Origin of the sequence: Nakamurella panacisegetis, assembly GCF_900104535.1 — a bacterium.
GTDB classification, from domain to species: Bacteria; Actinomycetota; Actinomycetes; order Mycobacteriales; family Nakamurellaceae; genus Nakamurella; species Nakamurella panacisegetis.
Genome location: NZ_LT629710.1, coordinates 1099475 through 1126374, shown reverse-complemented (window position 1 = coordinate 1126374; position 26900 = coordinate 1099475). Strand labels below are relative to the sequence as shown.

The window sequence follows — 26900 nt, the reverse complement described above, 5'->3', positions numbered from 1 at the left end:
GTGAACACGCATGCATCCGGCCATCAGCGGCACCCGATCGGATCCGGGGCGACATACGCCGGGTCCGGCGTCTCGATCGCCGCCGGCGAAGAGGCCGTCGACCTGATGAAGCCGTACACCGAGAAGACCCATCGCCCCGAGGTGATGGGTGGGATCGGTGGCTTCGCGTCGCTGTTCCGCCTTCCGATCAACCGGTTCCGGGACCCCGTTCTCGCCTCGTCCTCCGACGGGGTCGGCACCAAGTCGGCCATCGCGCAAGCCCTGGACGTCCACAACACCATCGGGATCGACCTGGTCGCCATGGTCGTCGACGACCTGGTCGCCTGCGGCGCCGAGCCGCTGTTCCTGCAGGACTACATCGCGTGCGGCCAGCTCGATCCGGAGCGGATCGCGTCGATCGTCTCCGGCATCGCCGACGGCTGTGTCAAGGCCGGTTGTGCGCTGGTCGGCGGCGAGACGGCCGAACATCCCGGTCTGATGGCTCCGCAGGACTACGACCTGGCCGCCACCGCGGTCGGCGTGGTCGAGGCCGACGACATCCTGGGCCCGGACCGCGTCCGCCCGGGCGATGTCGTCATCGGGATGGAGTCCTCCGGGGTCCACTCCAACGGCTACTCGATGGTCCGGCACGTGCTGCTGGACATCGCCCGGCTGTCGCTGGAGGGACACGTGGAGGAGTTCGGACGGACCCTCGGCGAGGAACTTCTCGAACCGACCCGCATCTACGCGCTGGACTGCCTGCGGCTGGCCCGCGAGACCGACATCCACGCCTACGCGCACATCACCGGCGGCGGCCTGGCCGGCAACGTGGGGCGCATCATCCCGTCCGGTCTGACGGCCGTCATGGACCGTCGGGCCTGGACGCCATTGCCTGTCTTCGGCTACATCGCCGGTCACGGCCGGGTGCAGCGCGAGGAGATGGAGAAGGCGTTCAACATGGGCATCGGCATGGTGGCCATCATCGGCGCCGATGACGTCGATCGCGCCATGGCCGTGCTGACCGCCCGTCACGTGCCGTCCGTCGTCCTGGGGACCGTTGAGCGCTCCGGCCACGAGCAGTCACGGGCCACCCTCTCCGGGGACCACCCGCGCTTCTAGTCCCCGCCTGCCCCCACAGCACCGTTCGCCCGTGGTCCGCATGGATCAACTTCGCAGGCATGGACGAAAGTGACGACTCGCGTCCCACCCGTCCCAAATCGATGAAGTTGATCCATGCGCAAGGATGGTTCAACTGCCGATGACCGCAGACGAGCTGGTGCAGGTCGCGACGGCGAGTGGGCTGGACGTCGCCACCGCACCGAACGCGGCGGACTCCAGCTCTGCCGCCTTGCTCACCACCGCCCGGAACGGCGTGGAACCGACCCCGCCGACCATCTCGGCCTCCAGCACGCAAGCGTCACCGACCCGCTGAGGCGCGCAGCGCCGACCACGCGGGAATTCGACCGCCGATCAGGGGCCAGATTCCCGCGTGGTTGAACGTTTCGAACCGCTGCGCAGGCAGGCTGCAACCACGCAGCACCTCGGGTGATGGAACGGGCTACCGGTCAGCGACGCGATGACCCGTTGGCGTAGACCACCGGGCCGTCATCCTCGTCGTCGTCATCATCGACCATGTATTTGGCGTAGAGCGAGTCTTCCTCGCTCTCGTCCTTGACAACAGGAGCCGGTCGGTGAACCGGGATCCCGCGAAGTTCCTGAGTCAAAGCGTTGGGGTCGAACGAGGATTCGTGGTACTTCAAATCCCGGGCAACCTTCGTCTGCTTTGCCTTCTGACGGCCTCGCCCCATGAGCGGACCCCCTTGCACGTTAAAGCGGGGCGGCCCAACGGCGGCCCCGGCATCTGTTGTCAGTCGTAGCTCAATCGTACAGGTTCTACAGGGGCGCTCCCACCCGCCCGGGCCGGTCGCCTGTGCCACACCGACCGGAGCAACGCCCTGGTTACCCAATGGCGGTCGGCCCGGAGTCGCCCGCGCCCGAGCGGGTGACCGGACCGGTCAGAACACCCCGGGTGCCAGCTCCGCCGTGCCGACCTGATGACCGCCGCCGAGCACCACACCGGTGCCGAGTTCGTCGAGCAGATCCGACTCCAGGCCGAGCATCCGGAGGCCGGCCACCAGTACCGGCATCCGGGCGCGATCGCCGCCGTCGGTGATCTTGACGGCCACCGTCCGGCCATCGGCCAGCGCGGCGCAGTGCACGCCCTCGGCACCGCCCTTGACCAGGAGCCCGGAGTGCGCCCGCATCAACCGGGTGTCCTCCCGCCCGGTGCCGCCGACCATCTCCGGGTACTCCCGCATCGCCTGCGAGACAGCATGTTCCGCAGTGTCGCGGGCGGCCGCGTTGACCCTGCCGAATGCGCGGGCCAGGCCGAGCAGCGAGATCGCGAACAGCGGCGCCCCGCAGCCGTCGATACCCACCGCCGACGGCACCTCGTCGGACAGCCGAGCGACCTGGTCGCGCACCGAGAGCTGCAGTGGGTGGTCGGTCTGCAGATAGGTCGCCACATCCCAACCGTGCTCGACGCACGCGGCCAGCATGCCGGCGTGTTTGCCGGAGCAGTTCATGTAGATCCGCCGCGGCGCGCCACCGGCGGCGATCACCTCGTTGCGGGCCGCCTCGTTGAGCGGCAACGCCTCCGGGCAACCCAGATCTCCCTCGCCCAGTGACACCCGGTCCAACATGGCCTGGACCCGTGACGTGTGCATCGGTTCACCGGAGTGGGACGCGGCCGAGATGGCCAGGTCGGCTCCGTCCAGTTGGGCGCCGGCCTGCAGCATGGCCACGGCCTGGAACGGCTTGTTGGACGATCGCGGAAACACCGGCGCGTCCACCGCCCCACGGGCGTGCAGTACCGAGCCGTCCGTGTCGGTCACCACCACCGCTCCGTAGTGACTGCCTTCGTGAAAACCGGAGCGCATCACCCGCACCAGCTCGACCGGCGTGCTCATCGACACTCTTGTCCTCTCATAGGCCCAGCAGGTCTCGTGCGGCCGCGCGATCGAGCGGCGGTCGTCCGGCGATCCGGGCCAACCCGCTCGCCCGCGCCACCAGGGCGGCATGGTCCCGCGTCGTGGAAGCGACCGTCAGATGTCCACCGGACGCCAGGGCGGCCAGCAGCACCGGGAGGGCGGCCGATCCGGCGCCGCACAGGCTCACGCCCGACGGGTGGGCGGCGACCAGTCCGGCCACGTCCACCACCAGGGCCGGCAGGTCGTCACCGTCCTGAAGTTGCCGGTCGATGAAGCCGGAGGTGACGCGGTCCAGCCCGGCGACGTCGGCCGCGCTGGTCAGGATCAGCCGGGTCTGGCCCCGCAGGGCGGTGATCGCAGCCTCGAGTTCGGGCTGGTCAGGGGACAGGTGCAAGCGGGCCGCCCCGACCTGTTCGGCGTCGATGGCCGTGCGCAGCAGGTGTCCGATCGGACCGGGCGCCGGAGCGACGGTGATCAACGTGCCGGGGGACTCAGGCACCGAGCACCATGGCCAACACGGCCGGGTCGATGTTGCTGCCGGAGACGATGGCCACCGCATTCCCCGCCGGCAACCGGTCTCGGTGGTGCAGCCAGCCCGCGGTGGCCACCGCGCCCGACGGTTCGGCCACCAGCCGGGCGTCGACTACGAGGCGGCGGGTGGCATCGATGATCTCGTCCTCGGTGACGGTGATGATGTCGTGGACCTGGGTGCGGATGTGCTCCCAGGGCAGTTCGCCGACGCCGGGGGTCCGGAGTCCGTCGGCGATGGTCCGGGCCGTGTCGGCCGATTCCCACAGGCGCCGCTCGCCGGAGCGGAAGGAGTCGGCGGCGTCCGCGGCCAGCTCCGGTTCGACGCCGATCACCTTCACCTCGGGGCGCAGTGCGGCCAACGCCGCGGCAATGCCCGAGATCAGGCCACCGCCGGAGACCGGGACCAGGACGTAGGCCAGGTCGCCCGGGAGGTCGGCGGCGATCTCGAGGCCGATGGTGCCCTGCCCCGAGATCACGTTGCGGTCGTCGAACGGCGCGATCATCGCCTTGCCGGTCTCGGCGGCCAGCTCGGCCGGGCGGCTGAACCGTTGCTCGACGGGTACCAGCTCGACCGTTGCCCCGAGGGCCCGGGTGGCCTCGATCTTGCGGGCCGGGGCGTTGTCGGGGATGACGATGTGGGCATCGACCCCGAAGGCCCGCGCGGCGTAGGCCACGGCCTGCGCGTGATTCCCGGACGAGTGCGCGAGGACCCCACGGGACCGTACGTCCGGGTCCAGGCGGGACATGGCGGTCACCGCGCCCCGGATCTTGAACGCCCCGATCGGTTGCAGCCCTTCGGGTTTGAGCCACAGGCCGGGCCAAGGCGACGCCAGCAGCGGCGTTCTCACCGCGAGTGACGCGATGCGAGCGGCAGCATCGGTGATCTCGTCGAGGGTCACCAGCGACGGCATCAGCGGCGCCGGATGTCGGTGAAGGTACGCCGATCGAGCGCCGACTGCGGTGGCCCGGACGGCGTCTCGTCGACCAGATCGTCGGGATCGACCGCCGCGTCGACGCCGTCGGCCAACAGCGGGGTGCCGGCCGGCAGTGAACGCTTGATCATGGCCAGCGCGATCGGGCCGTCCTCGTGGTGGTGGGCCACGGTGCCGATCCGGCCCACGACCCGGCCCTCGGCGGTGGTGACCGTCGAACCCGGGGCCGGCAGGCGATCAGCCGAACCGTCCAGGTGCAGCAGTACGAGTTTCCGTGGCGGCCGGCCCAGGTTGTTGACCCGGGCCACCGTCTCCTGCCCGCGGTAGCAGCCCTTGTTGAGGTGCACCGCCTCGGCCAGCCAGGTGACCTCGTTCGGAATGGTCTTCTCGTCGGTGTCGATCCCCAGGCGAGGGGTGCGGGACTCGATGCGCAGCGCGTCGGCGGCCCAGCTGCCGGCGGCGCGGGCTCCGGCCGCGGTGAGTGCGGCGGCGGTGTTGGCCAGCGCGATCAGCGGGACGAACAGGTCGACGCCGCCGGCGGTCGGCCGGGCGAACCCGCCCGCGCCCAGGGGCACGGCACGATCGACCGGGGCATCCAGCAGGCCGGTGGCGGACACGATCTCGGACGTTTTCGGCCCGATGACGCGCAACTGGGCCAGGTCCGGTTCGGTCAACTCGACCTTCGACCAGAACACCATCATGGTCAGGTACTTGAGCAACCCGGCGGTGTCGGTCGGTTCGGTGTCGAGGTAGGTGATTTCGCCGATCTCGGTGACACCCATGTGGTGTTCGACGTGGCCGTTGGGGGAGAGCACGAGGGCCTCGGTGCTCGCCCCTTCGCCCAGGCCGGTGAGCAGCTGACTGGTGAGCGTGTTCAGCCAGGTCAACCGATCCGGGCCGGTGACGGCGATGAGGCCGCGGTGGGACCGATCGAACAGGGCAGCCGACCGGACGGCGGCCCGCTGTTCACCGACCGGGTCGCCGTAGTGCCACGCGATGCCCTGATCGGGCCCGTCGGCGTCGCCGGAAGCGACGGCGTCGGGGAAGGACAGCAGCGGCGAACGGTAGGGGGCGGACACGTCACCATCGTAGGCGCGCACCGCGGGGGCCCCGTTCGACGTCGCGATTGCGGCCCAGGTCACACCGGACGAATTGGGTGGCCTGCGCCCCGAAGCGGCATGATCTTCAGATCATGGCAGGTGACGACGAGGTCAACCCTTCTCCACACGTCCGGACCGGCGGCTCCACGGCCGTGCAGAGTCCGCCCGTGTTCAACGGCGTGACGCCCTGGGTCGAGCTCGACCGGGCCGAGTGGGCGCTGCTGGCCAAGGCCACCCCGTTGCCGCTGACCGAGGCGGAGCTGGACCGGGTGTCCGGCCTGGGGGATCCGATCGACCTGGCCGAGGTGGACACCATCTACCGGCCGCTGTCCCGACTGCTGAACCTGTACTCCAACGGCACCGGCGAGCTCCACAAGGTCACGTCCACGTTCCTGGGCGAGAAGTCGTCCCGGACCCCGTTCGTCATCGGCGTGGCCGGCAGCGTCGCGGTGGGGAAGTCGACCACCGCCCGGGTGCTCCGCGAGATGCTGGCCCGGTGGCCCGACACCCCCAGGGTCGAGCTGGTCACCACCGACGGCTTCCTGTACCCGAACGCGGTGCTGCAGGAACGTGACCTGATGTCCCGCAAGGGGTTTCCTGAATCCTACGATCGGCGGGCGCTGCTGCGCTTCGTCGCCGAGGTCAAGTCGGGGGCGGCCGAGGTCCGGGCGCCCAAGTACGACCACCTGACGTACGACATCCTGCCCGACGAAGAGGTCGTCGTGCATCGCCCCGACGTCCTGATCGTCGAGGGCCTGAACGTGCTGCAGCCGGCCCGGCTCGACGACGAGGGCCGCGCCCTGGCCGTCAGCGACTTCTTCGACTTCTCCATCTACGTGGACGCCGAGACCGCCGACATCAAGCGCTGGTACACGGACCGCTTCCTGAGCCTGCGGCAGACCGCGTTCTCCCATCCCGACTCGTTCTTCGCGCGGTACGCGGTGCTCTCCGACGAGGAGGCGGTCGAACTGGCGGCCCGGTTCTGGGACAGCATCAACGCCCCGAACCTGGTCGAAAACATCCTGCCCACCCGGGGACGGGCCAACCTGGTGCTCACCAAGGGCCCGGACCACGCGGTGACGAAGGTCCGGTTGCGCAAGCTTTAGCGCAGGTCCGCCCGGGCCGAATGCAGGAATTCGCGCTCGGCGGCGTTGCCGGCCAGGCTGATGGCCCGGTCGTAGGCGGCCCGCGCGTCCGCGGCGCGGCCGAGACGCCGGAGCAGGTCGGCCCGGATGGCGTGGAACAGATGGAAGTCGGCCAGCTCCAGGCCGTCGAGGACTGTCAGGGCCGTCTCCGGACCGTGCACCTCGGCCACGGCGACCGCCCGGTTCAGTGCCACCACCGGCGTCGGCAGCACCGTCCACAGCTGGTCGTACAGCTGCAGGATCTGCCACCAGTCGGTCAGGGCGCCCACCGGTGCGTCGCTGTGCACGGCACTGATCGCGGCCTGCAGCTGGTACGGCCCAGGGCGCCCGATCCGCAGGCATTCGCGGACCAGCCGCTGACCCTCGTCGATCAGGGACGCGTCCCAGGCCGACCGGTCCTGGTCGCCCAGGCGCACCAGGTGCCCGCCGTCGTCGCAGCGAGCTGCGCGTCTGGAGTCGCTCAGCAGCAGCAGGGCGAGCAGCCCCATGGCCTCCGGCTGGTCAGGCATCAGACCGGTGACCAGCCGGGCCAGGCGGATCGCCTCCCGGCACAGGTCGTCCCGCACCAGCCGGTCGCCCGAACTGGCCGTGTGGCCCTCGTTGAAGATCAGGTAGATGACCGTCAGCACCGAGTCGAGCCGCGCGGGCAGTTCGGATGCGCCCGGCACCCGGTACGGGATGCCGGCGTCGCGGATCTTGCCCTTGGCCCGGACCAGCCGCTGCGCCATGGTGGACTCCGGCACCAGATACGCCCGGGCGACCTCGGCCGTGGTGAGGCCGCCGAGCAGCCGCAGCGACAACGCGACCTGCGCGTGCGGGGCCAGCGCCGGGTGGCAGCAGGTGAAGATCAGGCGCAACTGGTCGTCCCGCACATCGCTCTCCTGGGCCGGTTCCGGTTCGATGATCAGGGCGGCCGCTTCCTTGGCCGCCCGGTTGGTCTCCCGCCGCAGACGGTCGATACCCCGATGACGAGCGGTGGTGATGATCCAGCCGGCCGGACTGGGCGGGAGACCGCGGGACGGCCACTGCTCGGCGGCCACCGCGAAGGCCTCCTGGACGGCGTCCTCGGCGAGTGTGATGTCGCCCAGGACCCGCACCAGTACCGCCACCGCCCGGCCGTACTCGGCTCGGAAGATCCGATCGATGTCCATGTACCGGGTGGCCCGCCGGGTCAGCCCTGGAAGGGCCGTACCTCGATCGGCAGGGTGGTGGCCTCGGCCAGGCGGCGACCCCACGCCAATGCCGCGTCGAGGTCGTCGACCGCGATGATGCTGAACCCACCGAGATGTTCCTTGCCCTCGGCGAACGGTCCGTCGGTGGTGGTGACGCCGGTGGCGGTCGGGCGCAGGGTGGTGGCGGTGCTCGGCGGGAACAGCCCGCCGGCGAACACCCAGACGCCGGCGGCGCGCATCTCGGCATCCAGATCGAGCACGTTCTTCACGATCGGTTCCAGCACTTCCGGTGCCGGGGCCGGACCGGCGGGCTCGTAGACGCTCAGCAGGTACTGCTTCATGTCGTTCATCCTCCTCGGGCCACCGGACCTTCCGGTGGCGCGCTCTACTCGAACAGCGGCCGGGCCGATCGACCTTCCCGGCCGGAATTGTTTCTCACGCGCTTACGCTCATCCGGTGTCCGAACCGACCGCGGTCCCCGATCATCCTTCCTCCATGGTGGTCGGCCTGCTCGACGGCCGGGTGAGATCAGGAGCCGAGCCGCTGCTGCGGCCGGACGACGCCGGCGCGATGCGCGGCGAGGGGGTCTTCGAGACGATCCTGGTTCAGGGCGGACAACCGCGGGATCTTCCGGAGCACCTGGCCCGGTTGGCCAAATCGGCGACGATGCTGGACTTCCAGGGGCCGCCGGACGCCGACTGGCTCCACGGGGTGCACGCCGTGCTCGGGGCATTTCCCGGCGGGGACCTGGTGCTGCGCCTGGTGTCCACCCGGGGCCCGGCCGGCGCGCCGCCCACCTGCTACGTGACGGGCACGCCGGTCCCGGACGAGGTGCTGCGCCAACGGGTCCAAGGCGTCGCGGTGCTGTTGCTCGACCGCGGTTTCGCCGGTTCCGATGCGGCGGCCGCCCCGTGGATGCTGACCTCGGCCAAGACCCTGTCGTACGCGGTGAACATGGCGGCGTTGCGGCATGCCCGGTCGATGGGCGCGGACGACGTCATCTTCGTCGGGAGGGACGGCGCGGTGATGGAAGCGCCGACGGCCACCGTGGTGGTCGTGCGCGACCGCACCCTGGTGACCCCGCCGTTGGACGGAATTCTCGACGGGATCACGGTGGTGCGGCTCATTCGGGCGGCGCAGGACGCTGGTTGGGCGACCGCCTACGAGCGACTGACCCCGGACGACCTGTCCGCCGCGGACGGGGTTTTCCTGGTCTCCAGCGTCCGTCTGGTCGCCCCGGTGACCAGCATCGACGAGGTGCCCCGGCCGGGTGCCGAGCGCGCGGGGGAACTTCTCGATCTGCTGGATGCCCCGCCGCGTTGACTCCAGCGGCCGGGTGCCGGTCCCACCGGCGAGGCGGAAGCCGAGCCGGCGCGGCCCGGGACGGTCCGGATCAGCCCTTGACCGCCCCCGAGCTGGCCCCGCGGATGAAGTAGCGCTGGAAGACGAAGAACACGACGGCGGTCGGGATCGTCATCAGCAGGGCGGCGGCAAGCTTGAACGGGAACTGGTTCGACGCCCCCTCGCCCCCTCCGATCAGGGTGGCGACGCCGGTGGTGAGGGTATCCAGATTCGGATTGTTGTTGGCGACCAGGAAGAACGAGAACTCGTTCCAGGACCCCTGGAAGGACAGGATGGTCAGGGTGATGACGGCCGGCCGGGCCATCGGCAGGACGACCCGCCAGAACACCTTGAACGTGCCGGCGCCGTCGATGCGGGCGGCCTCCTCCACCTCGGCCGGGATGTTGATGAAGAACTGGCGCATGATGAATACGCCGGCGGCGTCGGCCATCAATGGAATGATCATGCCCGGGTAGCTGTTGGTGAGATGCAGTTGCACCAGGACCAGGAATTTCGGGATGAGCAGCACGACGCTCGGGATCGCCATCACGGCGATGATCGCGCCGTTGATCGCCGCTCGACCGCGGAAGTGCAGACGGGCCAACGCGTAACCGGCCAGGGAGTCGAAGAACACCCGCCCCGCCGTGACGACCAGCGCGATGATCGTCGAATTGGTGAACCACCGGGCGAAATTGGCGTCGGCGAGTTTGTGGAAGGCGGCCGTCGTCCAGGTCTGCGGGATCGGATTGAGTGGATTGTTGTTGGCGTCCACATCCGTCTTGAACGCGGAACCGATCTCGATCAGGAACGGGAAGATGTAGATCAGCGCGAACAGGATCAGCACCAGGTAGGCAGCGACCTGGAAGGCGATCTTCTTGCCCGAGCGAGGGGGCTTGAGCGTGTCCGGGACCGAAAGCGGCGCGCGCGGCGGTGTGGTGCGGGTGCTCATCATGACTCCACTCGAGGCTGCGGCAGGGACTTCGCGGTGGCCGCGTCGGGACCGGTGAATCGACGGCGTTTCGGGAGGGTCCGGCGTTCGCGCATGATCAGGCGCTGGAGCAGGTTCATCAGAATGATGATGGCGACCAGGATGAAGGAGATGGCGGCGCCCTGGCCCCAGTTGCCGTCGTTGAACGAGGTCGAGTAGGACAGGAAGGCCGGGGTCAGCGTGGTCTTGGACGGCGCGCCTTGGCCGGCGAGGTAGACCGCGTCGAAGAGTTGCCAGGTTCCGATCAGCCCCAGGGTGATCACCAGGAACAGCGTCGGGCGCAGGCTGGGAAGAATGACCTTCCGGAACGCCTGCCACCCGGTCGCGCCGTCGATCGAGGCGGCTTCCAACATGTCGTCCGAGATGTCCTGCAACGCGGCCAGGAACATCAGCATGAAGGTGCCGCCGGTCGTCCACACTGCGAGGAAGATCAAGGCGCACATGGCGATCGACGGTCCGGCCAGCCAGTCGTACCAGGTGACGCCGAGGAGGTGGTGGGCGGTCAGCCAGGCCGGCGGGTTGTTCTTGTCGACGATGCCGAGCCCGGACAGGATCAGCTGGAGCACGCCGTCCGGCCGGGAGAACCAGGTGGGCCCGTTGATGCCGAACCATTTCAGCACCGCGTTGATCACGCCGCTCCCGGAGAACATGAACAGGAACACGGTGACGATGGCCACCGACGAGGTGACCGACGGAAAGTAGAACGCCGTTCGGAAGAAGCCCTTTCCCTTCAGGCGACGCGCGTTCAGGATCAGTGCCAGGCCGAGGGCCAGTGCCGTCTGCAGGGGCACGACCAGGATGACGTAGTACAGGTTGTTGCGCAGCGACGTTCCCAGGTCCTTCTGAGCCAAACCCTTGTGGGCGAGCAGGGTGTTGTAGTTGTCGAAGCCGACGAAGCCGGCGCCGATCGGCGAACCCTTTCCGCTCCAGTTCGAGAACGAGACCCAGAGGGCGAGAATGGCGGGCAGAACCAGGAACACACCGACGATGATCAGCACCGGTGAGATGAACAGCCATGCGGCCAGTCCCTCGCGCCCCCGGACGCCGCCGCGCGTGGACTTCTTCGACGGCCGTGGAGAGGCCGGGGACTCGGTCTCGGCCGGGAGGGCGGATTCGACGGTCATCACTGACTCCTGATCATCGGGATTGCCTGAGCGCACCGCCACCGGAACGCTGATCGTCGTGCCGGCCGGAGTTCCACCTCCGGCCGGCACGACGCCTTGCTGGCACTGGTGTTCAGTGCCGGATCACGGGTTCACCTTCCGGGACGCGGAAGGTCAGCCACCCAGGGCGGTCGAGAGGTTGTCCTGGACGCTGTTCAGGATCGTCTTCGGGTCGCTGGTCGCCAGCTTCTCCAGCTGCGAGTCCATGTCGGACAGCACGGCACTGGTCCCGGGTGCGGTGAGAACGCCCTGCGCGTAGGCGATCCCGTTGACGAACGGCGCGTTCGACGGGTACTTCGCCAGGTACTGCGCCTGGGCGGTCTTCACCGACGGGATGACACCGAAGGCGTCCGCGAACGTCATCTGGGTGGACGGCGAGGTCAGGTACTGGACGAACGCCTCGGCCTGGGCGGAGTTCTTGGTCGTCGCCGAGATGCCCCAGCAGTTGGTGAAGGCCAACGTGCCCTTGGTTCCGGTCGGGCCGGTGGGAAGTTCGACGACCTTGTACTTGATGGTCGGGTAGTCGGTCTTCATGGAGCCGAGCAACCAGTTGCCCTCGATCGTCATGGCCGCCTTGTTCTTGCCGAAGGCCTCACCGGCCCAGCCGGCGGACAGGTCACCCGGGAACTTCATTACCCCGTCGGTGAGCAGCTTCTTGACGTAGGTCAGGGCGGCGACGTTGGCGTCGGAGTTGGCCGTGGCCGTCTTCTGGTCGGCGCTGGTCAGGCCGCCGCCGTTCTGGGCGAGGAACGCGTCGATGCGATCGCGGGTGGCGCCGATCGACAGGCCGACCTGCCCACCGGAGGTGAGCTTTTTGGCCACCGCGGCCAGCTGGTCCCAGTTCTTCGGGATGTCGGCGTCGGTGAGACCGGCCTTGGTCCAGTCCTCGGTGTTGATGAAGAGCGCCAGCGTGGAGACATCCTTCGGCGCGCAGATCAGCTTGCCGCCCACGGTGAACGACTGGATCAGGGTCGGGTAGAAGTCGCCCTTGTTGGGCATCTGGTCGCCGTACGCGAGCATGTTCCCGGCCTTCGCGTAGGTGGCGACGTCCCCGGCTCCGGCGTAGAAGATGTCCGGCGCGGTCCCGGCCGAGAAGCCCTGGGCCAGTTGCTGTTGCTCGTTGGCGGCAGGCGTGACGGTGACGGTCGACCCGGACTGCTTGCCCCAGGCGGCGGCCGCCGCCTTCAGCGCGTTCGTCTCGGCCGTGCCGGACGAACCGAACAGCAGGCTCAGGTTGGCGGCCGGGAGTTTCGCACCCGAGGCGGCCGAGGTGCCACCGGCGGAACTCGGCGTGCCACCGGCGGAACTCGCGGTACCGGCGGCCGAACTCGCGGCCCCGGAGGACGACGCACCGCCGGCCGCGGACGAGGCGGCCGGAACAGCCGAGGCCGACGCCGAGCTGCCGGCCGAGCTGGACGTGGAACTGCTGCTCGAGCTGCCGCAGGCGGTGGCCAGCAGCAGCATCGAGAGGGATGCTGCCGCGAGCGTGACGTGTCCGACGTGCCGTCGTTTCATGGTGATTCTCTCCTTGTGGGGTTGTCCCTTGGCCGAACAGGGCGGTATCGATTCCGGTGGGTTGCCCGGAGGTACGGGAAGCGTTGACGTCAGCGGCGAACGGGCGCCGACGAGGAGCGGATGACCAGCTGCGGTTCCAGCAGGACTTGTTCCGGCCGGCTGTCGCTGGGGTTCTCGACCAGAGTGGCCAGCAGCCGGGCACAATGCGCGGCCACGTCGACCAGTGGCTGGGCCAGCGAGGACAGGCCGGCCACGGCACTGATGTCGGTGTCGTCGAAACCGATGACGGCCACGTCGGCGCCCACATTCATGCCGCGGGCGGTGATCTCCGAGATGGCGCCGAGGGCCAGCACGTCGGACGCGCAGACAATGGCCGTCGGGTGGGTGCGGTCGATCAGCTCGGCGGCCGCCGAGCGACCTTGTTCGGCGTCGTTGACGGCCCGCGACGGGGGCAGCAGATCGAGGCCGGCGTCCCGGATGGCGTTCGCCCAGCCGGACAGCCGATCGCCACCGACGCCCGACCCGTCCGGCCAGCCGAGAAAGCCGATTCGTCGATGCCCTTGTCGGACAAGATGTTCGGTCGCCGCTCGGGTGCCGGCGGCGCCGTCGACGTCGACCCAAGGATGGTGACCTGAGTCGTCCCAGGGGCGCCCGAAGGTCACGCAAGGAACGCCGACGCGCGACAGATGAGCGGTTCGGGTGTCTCCGGGATGGGTGCCGGTCAGCACGAACCCGTCGATGTCCCAGCGATCCAGGAGTTCGTCGTAGGCGGTGATCTCGCCGGCGTCGTCGTCCGCCGTGTACAGCATGATGCGATAGTCCAGGGCTCCGGCGGCTCCGGTCAGTGCGTGCAGGAAGCGGTCGAAAACTGCGTCGGGGAAACGGTTCTGCACCCGCAGGGCGAACACGCGGGACCTGCGGGTACGCAACTGCTGGGCCGCTCGGTGCGGCCGGTAGCCGAGTTCGTCGATCGCGGCCAGCACTTTGGCCGCGGTGTCCTCCCGCACCATGTGGGGAGAATTGATGACATTGGAGACGGTCTGCTTCGACACGCCGGCGCGGGCCGCCACCGAGCCCAGCGTGGCGCGGGCCGGGATCGTGCGACCGGGCCCGGTTCCGCTGTGCTCTGCCATCACATCTCCTCGTCGAGAGTGTCCGGCGCCGTGCCGGAGCTGTCTTGGATCGATCCAAAAGAGATCTGCGATTCGTTTGGATCGATCCAAGGGATGGACGTAGTGTTGCGGGGGTCACAGCGCCTGTCAAGTACGCGGGGGGAGATTTCTTGGCCCCGGCGCCGGGGAGTGGTGCTGGAACCGGTGCGCTGATTCCCGAATCAAGCTCTGCGAGAAGCTGTCTCATGAACAGAAAGGCTCGATGACACGTGTCTTCCCTTCCGCCGCCGGCCGGCGCGCTCGCGCTGCAGCCGCTGCTGCACGACCTGATCACCGCTCTGAGCTCGCCGACCGTCGTCCTGTCGGCCGCGGACGGTCAGATCAGATCGCAGGGAGCGCAGGGGGTGTTCCGGGCCGACATCAGAGCGATCGGGCGGGCCGAGCTGAGTGTGGCCGGCGGCCTGCTCGAGCCCGTCAGCTGGGCCATGCGCGGAGCCGACTCGGTGGAATTCGTCGTCCTGCTCCGGCAGGGGGACGCGCCGACCCCGGACCCGACGGTGTGGCTGCGCCGGCGGCGGAGTGCCACTCCGGTCGGCCTGGACGAGTCGATCGAGGTGGTCAACTCCGGCGTTCGGGATCTTCTCGTCGAGATGGAGCTGGTGCTGGCGACCGATCTTCTGGACATGGAAACCGTCAAGGCCGGCGGGACCGGGCGCGATGCCGCGCCGCAGGCGATCCAGGGGGGCGTGTGCTTCGGCTCGCCCGATGTGCGGGTCGAGGTCACAACCAGGGAGGCCGGAATCCGGCTCGAGGCGCAGGAGGCGGTCCTGACCTGGACGGTGTCCGTGCCGGCCCGCTCCACCCGGACCGTCCGATGGACGGCAACGGTCTCGGACAGCGCCGGCGTGGTCGCGGCCGCGGACCCGAAGGCCGGGTTCAGGGCGCCCCTGGTGCGGGCCGACGATCGGCGGCTGGCCCAGTTCGTCGCGCAGTCGGTGGCCGACCTTCGCGGCCTGCGGATGACTACCCCCGCCGCCCCGGCACACGAGTTCCTGGCCGCCGGCAGCCCCTGGTACCTGACCCTTTTCGGTCGCGACTCCATCTGGGCGGCGCGGATGTTGCTGCCCCTGGGCACCGACCTGGCGGCCGGCACCCTGCACGCACTGGCCGCCCGGCAGGGACGGGTCGAGGACGCCGACACCGCCGAGGAACCGGGCAAGATCCTGCACGAGATCCGACGGGTGGGCAGCGGTGCCGCCACCTTCCTCCCCCCGGTCTACTACGGCACCGTCGACGCCACGCCGTTGTGGGTCTGCCTGCTGGCCGATGCCTGGCGCTGGGGCCTGCCCGACGCTGATGTCGAGGCGCTTCTACCGACGATGGAACGGGCCCTGGAATGGCTGGTCGCCTACGGCGACAGTGACGGCGACGGCTTTCTGGAGTACGTGGACAAGTCGGCCCGCGGCCTGGCCAATCAGGGCTGGAAGGACTCCGGGGACTCGATCCGGTTCGCCGACGGCCGGATCGCCACCGGACCGGTAGCTCTGGCCGAAGTGCAGGCCTACGCCTACGAGGCGGCGCTGGCCGGCGCCGAACTGCTCGATGCGTTCGGCCGGCCGGGTGCGGCTCGCTGGCGGCAGTACGCGGCCGACCTACAGGCCCGGTTCCGGGAGCGATTCTGGGCCCGCGACGAGATCGGCGACTATCCGATCCTGGCCCTGGACGGGAACAAGGAGCAGGTGGACGCCCCGGCGTCGAACATGGGCCACCTGCTGGCCAGCGGCATGCTGTCGCCGGCGGAAGCGGCGGCCGTCGCGGCCCGACTCGTGCACCCGACCATGTCCAGCGGCTTCGGGCTCCGGACGATGTCGTCCGCCACCGGCGGTTTCTCGCCCTTGAGCTACCACTGCGGATCGGTCTGGCCGCACGACACCGCCATCACCATCCTGGGTCTGCAGCGGGCCGGATTCGCCCGCGAGGCGGCCGTGCTGTCCGAGGGGCTGCTCGCGGCCAGTGCGGCGTTCGACGGCCGGCTGCCGGAGCTCTACGGCGGGTTCTCGGCCACCGACGTCGGTGTGCCGGTGCCCTATCCCGCGTCCTGCCGGCCGCAGGCGTGGTCGGCCGCGGCCGCCGTCGTACTGCTGCAGGCCCACCTGGGACTGCGGGCCGACGTGCCGGCCGGTGAGGTCCGGATCACCCCGGGAACCGGCATCGGGGCTCTCTCGGTCACCGGCCTGGTCCTGGCCGGGGAACCCTTCCGCGTCGACGTCGCCGCCGACGGCCGGGTCCTGTCCACCGAGACCGGGTCGTCGGTTCGGGTGCGGCTGGACTGAGCCGCGGAGCCGCTCGGCCCTCCGGCGATCGTCCCGGGTGGTACCCGTCCGGACGCGGCTCAGTGCCGGAAACCCGAAGGGCCGGAGGCGGTTCCGGGGCGGGTGTCGGCGTTGAGCTGCTGCACCGCCGAGACCAGGTCGATGCTGAAGGACGTCGCCAGGTCGTGGCTGAATCCGTTGCGGCAGACGATCCGGCAGACCGAGAGATCCTGGCGATCGGCGGGGAAGGAGTAGGCCGGGACCTGCCAGCCCCGTTCCCGCAGCGCCCGGGACAGGGCGAAGACGTCCCAGCCGGTGACGCCGTCGCTGGTGGTGAAGGCGAACACCGGTAGCTGGTCACCGCGTGAGATCAGCCGGAACTCGGGCATGCCGCCGATCTGGTCGGCCAGATGGGTGGCGACGTCCCGGGCCGCCTGCTGGACCTGCTGGTAGCCGTTGAATCCGAGCCGGAAGAAGTTGTAGTACTGCGCCACCACTTCCGACCCTGGACGGGAGAAGTTCAACGCGAACGTGGGCATGTTCCCGCCCAGGTAGTTGACGTTGAAGATCAGCTCCTCCGGCAGGGCCTCGGCGTCCCGCCACAGCACCCACCCCACGCCCGGGTAGACCAGCCCGTACTTGTGACCCGAGGTGTTGATGGAGGCCACTCGCGGCAGCCGGAAGTCCCAGACCAGATGCTGGTCCAGGAAGGGCGCGATCATCGCGCCCGATGCGCCGTCCACGTGGATCGGGACGTCGGGGCCACCGTTGCCCGCAAGCTCGTCCAGCGCGGCGGCGATCTGCTGCACCGGCTCATAGCTCCCGTCGAACGTGGAACCGAGAATGGCGACCACGCCGATGGTGTTCTCGTCACATCGGGCCACGGCCTGCTCGGCGTCGAGATGGAAACGTTCACCCTCCATCGGTACGAAACGGGGCTCGACGTCCCAGTACCGACAGAACTTCTCCCAGCAGACCTGGACGTTGCTGCCCATCACCAGATTGGGGCGGCGGTTGCGATCGCCGACCCGCTTCGCCCACCGGCGTTGCAGGGCCATCCCGGCCAGCATGCAGGCCTCGCTGGAGCCGGTGGTGGAGCATCCGGTCGCCGCCGCCGCGGGCGGGGCATGCCACAGATCGGCCAGGATCGCGACGCACCGCCGCTCCAGCTCCGCCGTCTGCGGGTACTCGTCCTTGTCGATCATGTTCTTGTCCACGCTGTCGGCCATCAGGCGGTCGGCCTGCGGCTCCATCCAGGTGGTGACGAAGGTGGCCAGGTTGAGCCGGGCGCTGCCGTCCAGCAGCAGTTCGTCCTTGATCAGCTGATAGGCCACGTCGGCCGGCACCGGCTCGTCGGCCAGTCGTTCCTTGGGCGGCTCCAACCGCTCGCCCAGCGCCGGGTTGGCCTCGGTGACCATCGCGTTCGACCAGCCGAGTCCCGGGCGGGGCAGGCCGGCGGTCGGGGCCGGATCGGAGCGGGAGTGGAGAGCCATGATGGCCACTATCCACCCAGCCCCTTCCCGGCCGCGCGGATTCGACGGCGCCGGAGCCGGTGGTTCCTGGCCGGACCAGCACCGGCGCGCTCCGGCGGCGTCCGCGTCGAGTCGTCCGCGGACGCCGCCGCCGGTACCCGTGATGCCGGGCCGGTCCCGGTGGGGTTCAATTCGTGCATGGACCCGCGCGCAGGCCAGCCTGCTCAGGCAAGCGATCTCATCGATGTCGACGCCCTGTTGGGTGCGTACGAGGATCTTCACCCCGACGTCTCCGACCCGTCCCAGATGGTGGTCTTCGGCACCTCCGGGCATCGGGGCTCCAGTCTGGACACCGCGTTCAACCGGGACCACATCCTGGCCATCACCCAGGCCATCTGCGAGTACCGCGCCGCCCAGGGCACCGACGGCCCGCTGTACATGGGCGCCGACACCCACGCGTTGTCCGGCCCGGCCACGGCCACCGCGCTGGAGGTGCTGGCCGCCAACAATGTGACGGTCATGCTCGACGTGTCCGACGGCTACACGCCGACGCCGGCCGTCTCGCACGCCATCCTCAAGGCCAACCGGGGCCGCAGCAACAAGCTGGCCGACGGCATCGTGGTCACGCCGTCGCACAACCCGCCGCGCGACGGCGGCTTCAAGTACAACCCGCCGAACGGGGGCCCGGCCGATTCCGACGCCACGTCGGTCATCGCCGCTCGAGCCAACGAGTTGCTGGCCTCCGGACTGACCGGCGTGAAACGGATGCCCTACGCGGAGGCCCGCAACGCCGATTCCACCGGTTTCTACGACTTCACCGCCTCCTACGTGGGCGACCTGGAGAACGTCATTGACATCGACGCCATCCGGAACGCCGGCGTCAAGATCGGCGCCGACCCGTTAGGCGGTGCCTCGGTGGCCTACTGGGCGGCCATCGCCGAGCGGCTGCATCTGGACCTGACCGTCGTCAACGAGCGCGTGGATCCGCAGTGGGCCTTCATGACCCTGGACTGGGACGGCAAGATCCGGATGGACTGCAGCTCGCCGTACGCCATGGCGTCACTGGTCAAGCGGGCCGGCGAGTTCGACATCGCCACCGGCAACGACGCGGACGCCGACCGCCACGGCATCGTCACACCGGACGCCGGGCTGATGAACCCCAACCACTATCTGGCCGTGGCCATCGACTATCTGTTCCGCCACCGCACGCAGTGGTCCCCGACGATGGGGGTCGGCAAGACACTGGTGTCGTCGTCGATGATCGACCGCGTGGTCACCGAGCTCGGGCGCCCCCTGGTCGAGGTCCCGGTCGGCTTCAAGTGGTTCGTCCCGGGTCTGATCGACGGGTCGATCGGTTTCGGTGGCGAGGAGTCGGCCGGCGCGTCGTTCCTCCGCAAGCGCGGCACCGTCTGGACCACCGACAAGGACGGCATCCTGCTGGCCCTGCTCGCCTCCGAGATCCAGGCCGTGACCGGCAAATCCCCATCGCAGCGGTACGCGGAACTGACCGCGCAGTTCGGCGATCCGGCCTACGCCCGGGTCGACGCCCCGGCGACCAAGGCGCAGAAGGCCAAGCTGGGCAAGCTCTCTCCGTCGGACGTCACGGCCGACACCCTGGCCGGCGAGAAGATCACCGACCGGCTGGTCAGCGCCCCGGGCAACGGCGCGGCCATCGGCGGCCTGAAGGTGACCACCGAGAACGCCTGGTTCGCGGCCCGCCCGTCGGGTACCGAGGACGTCTACAAGATCTACGCCGAGTCGTTCAAGGGTCCGGAGCACCTGGCCCAGGTGCAGGCCGAGGCCCGCGAGGTGGTGTCGGCGGCGCTGGGCGACTGATCGGCCGCCTGGCCCCGAGCGTGCATCAGCCGGCGAGGCGGTCAGCCGGCGAGGCGGTCAGCCGGCGAGGCGGTCCAGGGCGGCGGACGCGTGCGGCGCGAGTTCGATGTCGGAGTGTGCGCGCTCTTCGACGTAGGCCAGCCGTCCGTCCGGAGTGAGCCCGTACAGGCGCGTCGCGCCTACCACCGGTGGTGCGGTCGGGGTGCGCCAGGTTGCGTCGGTGGACATCGCCCAGGCGGTCAGCGAGCGGGGCTGACCGTAGAACACCTCGATGCGTCCTTCGGCGTGGGCGACCAACAGTTCGATCGACCCGTCGGGCTGTGGACGCCAGAAGCCGACCTCACGGGAGGCGGCAGCGCCAGGCGTGCCGTCGGGTCCGAGCAGCCAGGTGATCGACTCGTACCTCAGGAACGGGCGCCCGTCGTGGGAGATGGTGATCTGCTGGCCGAACTGCGGCTCCTGGATCCCGGGGTCGTTGCCGTACACGCCGGTGCCACGCCACACGCCGACCAGCGGCAACAGGGACAGACAGGCGTGGTCGATCTCCGGTCCGAGCCGCACGTTCGCCGTGTCGGCCGGGATGGGCAGCGGGGCCACGGTGTCGATGTTGAGCTCGCGCGTGACGGCGGCCCGGGCCTCGGCGGCCTGGACGGCGGCGTCTCCGCTGCCGCGGACGACCTCCGGAGCGGGCTCGGGGTTGGGCTCGTTCACCGGTCTTCGTGGAGCAGTCGGTAGACCACGTAGAACGCGAACCAGGTGATCACCAGGGCCACCACGACAAGCAGCGAGGTGTAGAAGATTTCCAGCACGACCTCACCTTATCGCTGCCGGGTCGGGCTGCGGTCGGTGGTCGGCCCCGTCCGTCCGGAATCACACGGCCGACAACGCCGAACGGCCCCGGCCGCGTCTCGTTGGAGACGGCCGGGGCCGTGACGACGCAACCTACGCGACCTGCACGTCCACCTGGTGGATGCCGATCTGTGAGGTGATCTGCTCGGTGCCGTTGCCGGCCCGGGAGAGGGCCCGCACCGTCCAGTCGCCGGGCGCGGCGAAGAACCGGTAGTAGCCCTCGGCGGAGGTCACCACCTCGGCGGTGAACTCACCGCCGCCGTCGAGCAGCCGGACGAACGCGCCGGCGATCGGGCCCTGGTCACCGAACACGGTGCCCTGGATGATCGAGGCGTTGGTGGTGTCGGTGCCCGCGGGCAGGTCGACGGTCTGGGTCGGGGATCCGCACATGGTCGTCTTGTCCTTAGTCGAGGGGGAGGTCAGGCGCCGACGGCGACCGGCACGCCGATGAGCGAGCCGTACTCGGTCCAGGAACCGTCGTAGTTCTTGACGTTCTTCTTGCCGAGCAGCTCGGCCAGCACGAACCAGGTGTGGCTGGATCGCTCACCGATCCGGCAGTAGGCGATGGTGTCCTTGCTGTCGTCGACGCCGGCGTAGAGCTCGGCCAGCTCGCTGTCGGAGCGGAATGTGCCGTCCTCGTTGGCGGCCTTTGACCACGGGACGTTCACCGCGGTCGGGATGTGGCCGGCGCGCTGGGACTGCTCCTGCGGCAGGTGGGCCGGAGCCAGCAGCTTCCCGGAGAACTCGTCGGGGGAGCGGACGTCGACCAGGTTCTGCTCGCCGATGGCCTTGACCACCTCGTCGCGGAAGGCCCGGATCGACAGGTCCTGTTCCTTGGCCACGTAGGTCGTCTCGACCCGGTCCGGGACGTCGGCGGTCAGCGGCCGGCCGTCCAGCTCCCACTTCTTGCGGCCGCCGTCGATGAGCTTGACCGCCTGGTGGCCGTAGAGCTTGAAGTACCAGTACGCGTACGCGGCGAACCAGTTGTTGTTGCCGCCGTACAGAATCACGGTGTCGTCGTTGCTGATGCCCTTGCTGGACAGCAGCTTCTCGAAGCCGGCCTTGTCGACGAAGTCGCGGCGGACCGGATCCTGCAGGTCGGTCTTCCAGTTCAGCTTCACGGCGCCGGGCAGGTGCCCGACGTCGTAGGCCTTGGTGTCCTCGTCGACCTCGACGAAGACGAGGCCGGGGGTGGACAGGTTCTGCTCTGCCCATTCGGTGGTGACGAGGGACTCCTCGCGGCTCATCTGATTGCTCCTTGTTGTGGTGGCGACCGGTTGTGGTTGCGACTTGGGGTGGTTGCGACTTGGGCGTGGCGACTCGGTGCGGTGCGACTTGGGTGTGGCGACGAACGTCGTCGCCACCGTTGGCGGTGCGGGGCGGCGCAGCAGGGAACAACCCTGCGGCAGGGTTGAACGGGGTGCGCGGCGGCGTACGGCCGGGGAGCTCTGAGGGCGGCGGAGTCGGACTACCGCGCGGAGCTGGGGCACCCGATGACGCAACACAGCGCGCTGCCGACCCGAACCAGGTCGACCGCTCGCCGGGAAGTCAGCAGGGGGCCCATGCGCACAACGGTAGCAGTGAATGCGTCCATCAGGTGAGCGGTCTTCTCGCAGGTTGGGACGGGCAGGTCAGGTGGTGGCCCCCATGGCGATGTTCTTGGCGGTGGCGGTCAGCACCAGGTTCGATCCGGAGGCGGTCAGATCGGCCGATTCCACCGCGAACGGGAGACCCTTCAGCGGCAGTACCAACGACAGGTTCTTCTGCAAACCCGCCACATTCGGCAGTGCGATCCCGGCGGCGTCGAGATTCTCGGCGTCCAGGTGCAGCGAGCCGGATTCGAAGGACGTCACCAGATCCGCCGTCAGCGGTATCTTCTGGCCGGCGACCGACACCGTGGTGGCCAGACGGATCGAGCCGTCGGGTCCGGCACTGATCCGCACCCCGGCCTGCGGCAGCAGGGCGGCGATCTTGCCGGCGGCGATCTGGCCGACCAGGCGCCCTTGATCAGCGGTCAGGTGCGACGTGTCGCCCTTGAGGGCATCGCTGAGCGGGAAGTCGACGGTGTACAGGTCGACGATCGCCGCGATCCCGGTGATCGGACCGGCGACGACCGAGTTCGAGGTCAGCGTGATGTGCGAGTAGTGCCCGGGTACCGCCTGGAGCAGGAACGACATGCCGTGGATGTCCACCGACGGGGCCACCCCACCGGTCTTGCCGGCCACCGCGTCACCGGCCTTGGATTCGGCCAGCGCCCGACCCCCGATGTCCACGCCCACCACCAGGACGATCAGGACCAGCACGAAGATCAGCAGTTTGCGCACGCTGGTGATTGTGCCCGGCCGGATGCGACGTGAGGGTGAGTTCGGCTCAGACGGGTCGGCCGGCCCACTCCGCGATCCGCCTGATCAGGGCGGCCGTCGCGGCGGATTCGGCGTGGGCCATCCCCGGTTCGATCCAGAGCTGCGCGCCTGCGCCGGCCGCGGCGCGCAGGGCGACGGCGTGGGCCGGTGAGAAGTAGTGATCGTCCGTGCCGTGGATCAGCAGCAGCGGAGTCGGGCTGATCTGCCCGATCACCTCGAGCGGTGTCCGCGGCACCACCGGCCAGGCTCCGCCGAGTCGAACACCCAGCAGCCGGCCAACGGTCGGCCCGAACGGGCTCTCCAGCAACCAGTGCACCCGGCGCATCGGTCGCGTCTCGCGGATGTACCAGCGGGACGGGCTCGACACCGACGTGACGGTGTCGACCGGCTCGGAACCGAGCACCGCCTGCCGCAGGGCGACCGACCCGCCCATGCTGAAGCCGACGCTGTGCACGCTCGCGTAGCCGGCCGCCCGGGCGAGGCCGACGGCCGCGTCAAGATCGTGGATCTCGTCGCGTCCGACCGATCCGAACCCGGACGAGCGACCATGACCGCGGAAATCCAGCGCGATGACGCCGCCGAAGTCGGCGAAGCCGTCGATCACCGCTCTGGTCGACAGCTTGGCGGTGGAGTTGGTGAACCCGTGACCGATGACGAACGCCGGCCCACTGGGCGTGCCGGGCAGATGCCAACCGTGCAGCGTCACGCCGTCGCGCGTGACGGTGGTCAACGGTCGGGCCCGATGCCGGAACGGTGGCGGAGGCCTTCGGAACATGGTCCGAGTATCGCCGGGCCGGGAGCGCGGCCGCCGCGGGACCGCCCGGCCCGGCCGGAACGAAGTGTCGCTCGGTGCCGGGCGGCCCCGTCCGGCGGCCGATTTCACGGGCGGCGACCGGCCGTGGCGAGGACGCCCAGGTACGGACGTTAGGATCGCGGTGATTGGTGATGTGTAAACCGATGCCGGACGAAGGCGAGGAAGCGATCGATGGATCTGCTGCTGCTCACCGCTGATCCATTGCCGACGACGGTGCTCCCAGCGGTCGATCTGCTCCCGATCAAGGTTCGGGCCGCTCCTCCCGAGGCGGCCTCCCTGGTGACATCCGGGCCGTACGACCTGGTTCTGCTGGATGCCCGGCACGATCTCGCCGCGGCCAGGACGCTGTGCCGCCTGCTGGGATCCGACGGGTTGGCGGTCTCCATCCTGGCCATCGTCACCGAGGGCGGCATGGTCGCCATCGGTCCCGAGTGGGGCGTCGCGGACGTGGTGCTGGCCAGCGCCGGCCCGGCCGAGGTACACGCCCGCCTGCGGTTGCTCGAGTCACGTACCAACAGTTCGGCGAACTCCGGAATGATCAGCCTCGGTGAGCTGACCATCGAGGAGGACACCTACACCGCCAGGCTCCGCGGTCGCCCACTGGAACTGACCTACAAGGAGTTCGAACTGCTGAAGTTCCTGGCCCAACATCCGGGTCGGGTGTTCACCCGCGAGCAGCTGGTCACCGAGGTCTGGGGTTACGACTTCTTCGGGGGTACCCGCACGGTGGACGTCCACGTGCGGCGTCTGCGCGCCAAACTGGGCCCCGAACACGAGGCGCTCATCGGCACCGTCCGGAACGTCGGGTACAAGATGGTGCCGCCGTCCCGGGCCGCGGTGCGGGACGGATCGACCAGCTCCGCCGGCTTGTGAGCTGGATCCACGGCCTGCCCGCCGCGACCGTCGACGCCGTCCGGGTAGCGGCCGGGGCCGCCGAGGTGGCCGACGGGATCGCCCCGCTGTCCGGTCACGTGCTGGAGGCGCTCGGCTCCGACCAGTACATCCTGGCCACCCGGTCCGGCACTCAGGTGCTCGGCCTCGCCGTGTCCCATGACGACGACCCGGTCGAGCTGTTCGTCACCCCCGAGCATCGCCGCCAGGGCCTGGGCACCGAGTTGCTGCACGCGGCACTCGATCGGGCCGGCGCGGTCTGGGCCCACGGTGACCTGGCGCCCGCCCGAGCGCTGGCCGCCCGCCTCGGCCTGGTCCGGTCCCGTGAGTTGCTGCAGATGCGGCGTCCGCTCTCCCGGAGCTGGGCCGCCGCGCAGGTGGCCGCGTCGGCCCTGCCGGCCGGTGTCCGGCTCCGCACCTTCGTCCCGGGTCGCGACGAAGAGCAGTTCCTCGGCGTCAATGCCCGCGCCTTCGACTGGCACCCGGAGCAGGGACGGCTCGATCTCGCCGGGTTGCGGGCCGAGATGGCCCAGGAGTGGTTCGATCCGGACGGGTTCTTCCTGGCCGTCGACGAGCACGACACCGTCCTGGGTTTCCACTGGACCAAGGTGCACCGGGACGGGGCGGTGCCGCTCGGCGAGATCTACGTCCTCGGGGTGGACCCGGCCGCCGTGCGAAACGGGGAGCGCGTCCGCGGTCTCGGGACGCCCCTGACGGCGGCCGGCCTGGCCTACCTGGCCGAACGATCGGCCACCGCAATGCTGTACGTCGAAGGTGACAACCTGCCGGCGCGCAATCTCTATCGGCGGCTGGGGTTCGAGGTCTTCACCACTGACGTGGTCTATCGCCGGGCCGCTGCAACCTGACATTCCTTGACGGTCGGTCACCAGTCCACCCGCTGTTGCGACGCCGGTCACACAGAAGGCACCGACCCCTTGCCGGTCGTTCATCTGTCGTTCACTCAAGCCCGCCCGACTGTCCATCGGGCGCCCCTAGCGTCTGAACTGCACCGCTTTTCAGCGGTGAGCCGCACGTCGGTACTGCGCCGTTCGAGACGACGCACTACCCGGTGGCGAGACGAGACGTTCAAACTTGTGGAGGAAATGGCGTGAAGACCACGCGTATCACCGGCCTGCTGGCCCTGGCGGCCGCGGCCGCACTGACCCTGAGTGCCTGCGGCAGTGACAACAACTCGAGCTCTTCGTCGACGAGCGCCAGCTCGGCCTCGGCGGCCTCCAGCGCGTCGGCCGCCCCGGCTTCCGCCGCTGCCTCGAGCCCCGCTTCCGCCCCGGCATCGTCCGCAGCCGCGGCCTCCAGCCCGGCCGCGGCCAGTTCGGCCACGAGCAGCAGCGCCGCGGCGTCCTCGGGCACATCGACCGGCGGCGCCACGTTCGCCGGAGCCGGCTTCACCTGCGCCACCGGCACCCTGCGTTCGTCCGGATCCACCGCCCAGGGCACCGTCATGGCGCAGTGGATCAAGGACTACAACACCAAGTGCGGCGCCACCATCAACGCCTACGGCGGCGGCGGTTCGGGCAAGGGTGTCACCGACTTCACGAGCAACCAGACCGACTTCGGTGGGTCCGACTCGGCTCTGAAGACGGCGCAGTTCGCCGACGCGAAGTCCAAGCGCTGCAACAACAACGATGCGATCAACCTGCCGATGGTGACCGGCCCGATCTCGCTGAGCTACAACCTGTCGGGTGTCAGCAAGCTGATCCTGACCCCGAAGGTGCTGGTCGGTATCTTCGGCGGCAAGATCACCAACTGGAACGACCCGGCCATCGCCGCGATCAACCCCGGCGTGACCCTGCCGTCCCTGGCCATCGCCACCGTGCACCGCAGCGACAGCTCGGGCACCACGGACAACTTCACCAAGTACCTGACGGCGGCCGGCGATTGGACGTTCACCGGCGGCAAGTCCTGGACCGCCCCGGGCGGCACTGGCGCCCAGGGCAGCGACGGCGTGGCCAAGGCCATCTCCTCGACCACCGGTTCCATCGGCTACGTCGAGTGGGGCTTCGCTCAGAGCAACAAGCTGAGCTACGCCGAGATCGACAACGGCGGCGGCGCGGTGGCCCTCACGGCCGAATCCGCAGGCAAGGCCGTGACCGCGGCCAAGGTCGTCGGCACCGGCAAGGACCTGTCCCTGAAGCTCGACTACGCGACCAAGGAGGCCGGCGCGTACCCGGTCATCCTCGTCACGTACGAGGTCGTCTGCTCCGCCGGTAACGGCGACAAGGCCGCCCTGCTGAAGTCGTTCTTGGGCTACACGGCCACCGACGGCCAGGCTTCGCTGGTCTCCCTCGGTGCCGCTCCGCTCCCGGCCGAGATCCAGACCAAGGTCGTCGCCGCGGTCAAGGCCCTGGCCTGATCAAGTCGGTGTTCCCCGAGC

The 26900-nt window shown here is 69.5% G+C and carries 27 protein-coding genes; 9 read left to right on the top strand and 18 right to left on the bottom strand.

All coding sequences use genetic code 11. The annotated features are described in order from the left end of the window. Together purM and BLS97_RS04865 are read left to right on the top strand one after the other, a co-directional pair. Positions 1 to 1098 (top strand): phosphoribosylformylglycinamidine cyclo-ligase, encoded by a 1098-nt coding sequence (gene purM / locus BLS97_RS04870; RefSeq protein ID WP_172832214.1) that lies wholly within the window; start codon positions 1 to 3, stop codon positions 1096 to 1098. A 139-nt stretch (positions 1099 to 1237) separates the two neighbouring features. Next, positions 1238 to 1411 carry a hypothetical protein gene (locus BLS97_RS04865; protein ID WP_157695191.1) on the top strand — a complete coding sequence of 58 codons (174 nt, stop codon included), beginning with the start codon at positions 1238 to 1240 and terminating at the stop codon, positions 1409 to 1411. Between the two features lie 133 nt (positions 1412 to 1544). Here the strand turns inward: BLS97_RS04865 and BLS97_RS04860 are convergent, their stop codons facing one another. The 5 genes from BLS97_RS04860 to ygfZ form a co-directional block, all read right to left on the bottom strand. Then, positions 1545 to 1787, bottom strand: a complete 243-nt coding sequence (locus BLS97_RS04860; protein WP_090474838.1) for a DUF3073 domain-containing protein — start codon at positions 1785 to 1787, stop codon at positions 1545 to 1547. Positions 1788 to 1994: 207 nt separating this feature from the next. Further along, positions 1995 to 2948: an asparaginase gene (locus BLS97_RS04855; protein WP_090474837.1), complete on the bottom strand. Its 954-nt coding sequence runs from the start codon at positions 2946 to 2948 to the stop codon at positions 1995 to 1997. A gap of 16 nt (positions 2949 to 2964) precedes the next feature. Continuing rightward, positions 2965 to 3468, bottom strand: coding sequence for a 3-keto-5-aminohexanoate cleavage protein (locus BLS97_RS22660; protein WP_157695190.1), 504 nt, complete (start codon positions 3466 to 3468; stop codon positions 2965 to 2967). Further along, on the bottom strand, positions 3461 to 4411 hold the full coding sequence (locus BLS97_RS04845; protein WP_090474835.1) for a threonine ammonia-lyase: 951 nt from the start codon (positions 4409 to 4411) through the stop codon (positions 3461 to 3463). Before BLS97_RS04845 ends, BLS97_RS22660 begins: the two co-directional genes overlap by 8 nt. Beyond that, positions 4411 to 5511 carry a CAF17-like 4Fe-4S cluster assembly/insertion protein YgfZ gene (ygfZ, locus tag BLS97_RS04840; RefSeq protein WP_090481336.1) on the bottom strand — a complete coding sequence of 367 codons (1101 nt, stop codon included), beginning with the start codon at positions 5509 to 5511 and terminating at the stop codon, positions 4411 to 4413. Before ygfZ ends, BLS97_RS04845 begins: the two co-directional genes overlap by 1 nt. A gap of 113 nt (positions 5512 to 5624) precedes the next feature. Here ygfZ and coaA point away from each other — a divergent pair, with 113 nt between their 5' ends. Beyond that, complete coding sequence (gene coaA, locus BLS97_RS04835) at positions 5625 to 6638, top strand: type I pantothenate kinase (protein ID WP_090481333.1); 1014 nt, start codon at positions 5625 to 5627, stop codon at positions 6636 to 6638. On the opposite strand, the gene BLS97_RS04830 is transcribed toward coaA, so the two are convergent. Together BLS97_RS04830 and BLS97_RS04825 are read right to left on the bottom strand one after the other, a co-directional pair. Further along, positions 6635 to 7828 carry an RNA polymerase sigma factor gene (locus BLS97_RS04830; protein WP_090474834.1) on the bottom strand — a complete coding sequence of 398 codons (1194 nt, stop codon included), beginning with the start codon at positions 7826 to 7828 and terminating at the stop codon, positions 6635 to 6637. The two genes, coaA and BLS97_RS04830, sit on opposite strands and share 4 nt — an antisense overlap. A 20-nt stretch (positions 7829 to 7848) precedes the next feature. Next, the gene (locus tag BLS97_RS04825) at positions 7849 to 8190 is read right to left on the bottom strand and encodes a YciI family protein (RefSeq protein ID WP_090474833.1); all 342 of its coding nucleotides are present in this window, start codon (positions 8188 to 8190) and stop codon (positions 7849 to 7851) included. A 115-nt stretch (positions 8191 to 8305) separates the two neighbouring features. Here BLS97_RS04825 and BLS97_RS04820 point away from each other — a divergent pair, with 115 nt between their 5' ends. After that, complete coding sequence (locus tag BLS97_RS04820) at positions 8306 to 9172, top strand: aminotransferase class IV (RefSeq protein ID WP_157695189.1); 867 nt, start codon at positions 8306 to 8308, stop codon at positions 9170 to 9172. Between the two features lie 70 nt (positions 9173 to 9242). Here BLS97_RS04820 and BLS97_RS04815 read toward each other — a convergent pair whose 3' ends face one another. From BLS97_RS04815 to BLS97_RS04800, 4 genes are all read right to left on the bottom strand, one after another. Then, positions 9243 to 10139, bottom strand: a complete 897-nt coding sequence (locus BLS97_RS04815) for a carbohydrate ABC transporter permease (RefSeq protein ID WP_197676409.1) — start codon at positions 10137 to 10139, stop codon at positions 9243 to 9245. Continuing rightward, positions 10139 to 11302 (bottom strand): carbohydrate ABC transporter permease, encoded by a 1164-nt coding sequence (locus tag BLS97_RS04810; protein ID WP_090481330.1) that lies wholly within the window; start codon positions 11300 to 11302, stop codon positions 10139 to 10141. The genes BLS97_RS04815 and BLS97_RS04810 overlap by 1 nt, the downstream gene beginning before the upstream one ends. 153 nt (positions 11303 to 11455) lie before the next feature. Next, positions 11456 to 12856, bottom strand: coding sequence for a sugar ABC transporter substrate-binding protein (locus tag BLS97_RS04805; RefSeq protein WP_197676408.1), 1401 nt, complete (start codon positions 12854 to 12856; stop codon positions 11456 to 11458). An 89-nt stretch (positions 12857 to 12945) separates the two neighbouring features. Then, positions 12946 to 13989: a LacI family DNA-binding transcriptional regulator gene (locus BLS97_RS04800; RefSeq protein WP_090474830.1), complete on the bottom strand. Its 1044-nt coding sequence runs from the start codon at positions 13987 to 13989 to the stop codon at positions 12946 to 12948. Positions 13990 to 14237: 248 nt separating this feature from the next. Between BLS97_RS04800 and BLS97_RS04795 the strand changes: the two genes are divergently transcribed. Continuing rightward, positions 14238 to 16301, top strand: coding sequence for a glycogen debranching N-terminal domain-containing protein (locus BLS97_RS04795; protein ID WP_090474829.1), 2064 nt, complete (start codon positions 14238 to 14240; stop codon positions 16299 to 16301). Between the two features lie 59 nt (positions 16302 to 16360). Here the strand turns inward: BLS97_RS04795 and BLS97_RS04790 are convergent, their stop codons facing one another. Then, on the bottom strand, positions 16361 to 17773 hold the full coding sequence (locus BLS97_RS04790) for a glutamate decarboxylase (RefSeq protein WP_231988358.1): 1413 nt from the start codon (positions 17771 to 17773) through the stop codon (positions 16361 to 16363). Between the two features lie 177 nt (positions 17774 to 17950). Between BLS97_RS04790 and pgm the strand changes: the two genes are divergently transcribed. Beyond that, complete coding sequence (gene pgm / locus BLS97_RS04785; RefSeq protein WP_090474828.1) at positions 17951 to 19588, top strand: phosphoglucomutase (alpha-D-glucose-1,6-bisphosphate-dependent); 1638 nt, start codon at positions 17951 to 17953, stop codon at positions 19586 to 19588. A gap of 57 nt (positions 19589 to 19645) precedes the next feature. On the opposite strand, the gene BLS97_RS04780 is transcribed toward pgm, so the two are convergent. From BLS97_RS04780 to BLS97_RS04760, 6 genes are all read right to left on the bottom strand, one after another. Further along, on the bottom strand, positions 19646 to 20299 hold the full coding sequence (locus tag BLS97_RS04780) for an FABP family protein (protein ID WP_172832213.1): 654 nt from the start codon (positions 20297 to 20299) through the stop codon (positions 19646 to 19648). Positions 20300 to 20530: 231 nt separating this feature from the next. Beyond that, positions 20531 to 20827: a DUF1416 domain-containing protein gene (locus tag BLS97_RS04775; protein ID WP_090474826.1), complete on the bottom strand. Its 297-nt coding sequence runs from the start codon at positions 20825 to 20827 to the stop codon at positions 20531 to 20533. Positions 20828 to 20856: 29 nt separating this feature from the next. Beyond that, positions 20857 to 21684 carry a sulfurtransferase gene (locus BLS97_RS04770; protein WP_090474825.1) on the bottom strand — a complete coding sequence of 276 codons (828 nt, stop codon included), beginning with the start codon at positions 21682 to 21684 and terminating at the stop codon, positions 20857 to 20859. 221 nt (positions 21685 to 21905) lie between these two features. Continuing rightward, complete coding sequence (locus tag BLS97_RS24405; protein WP_407938032.1) at positions 21906 to 22001, bottom strand: putative leader peptide; 96 nt, start codon at positions 21999 to 22001, stop codon at positions 21906 to 21908. Positions 22002 to 22068: 67 nt separating this feature from the next. After that, on the bottom strand, positions 22069 to 22761 hold the full coding sequence (locus BLS97_RS04765; RefSeq protein WP_157695188.1) for an LmeA family phospholipid-binding protein: 693 nt from the start codon (positions 22759 to 22761) through the stop codon (positions 22069 to 22071). A 46-nt stretch (positions 22762 to 22807) separates the two neighbouring features. Then, positions 22808 to 23530: an alpha/beta hydrolase family protein gene (locus tag BLS97_RS04760; protein ID WP_231988357.1), complete on the bottom strand. Its 723-nt coding sequence runs from the start codon at positions 23528 to 23530 to the stop codon at positions 22808 to 22810. 255 nt (positions 23531 to 23785) lie between these two features. Here BLS97_RS04760 and BLS97_RS04755 point away from each other — a divergent pair, with 255 nt between their 5' ends. From BLS97_RS04755 to pstS, 3 genes are all read left to right on the top strand, one after another. Continuing rightward, positions 23786 to 24487, top strand: coding sequence for a winged helix-turn-helix transcriptional regulator (locus tag BLS97_RS04755; protein WP_090474822.1), 702 nt, complete (start codon positions 23786 to 23788; stop codon positions 24485 to 24487). Beyond that, complete coding sequence (mshD, locus tag BLS97_RS04750) at positions 24484 to 25371, top strand: mycothiol synthase (RefSeq protein WP_172832212.1); 888 nt, start codon at positions 24484 to 24486, stop codon at positions 25369 to 25371. The genes BLS97_RS04755 and mshD overlap by 4 nt, the downstream gene beginning before the upstream one ends. 242 nt (positions 25372 to 25613) lie before the next feature. Further along, positions 25614 to 26879: a phosphate ABC transporter substrate-binding protein PstS gene (gene pstS / locus BLS97_RS04745; protein ID WP_231988356.1), complete on the top strand. Its 1266-nt coding sequence runs from the start codon at positions 25614 to 25616 to the stop codon at positions 26877 to 26879. Positions 26880 to 26900 lie beyond the last annotated feature (21 nt).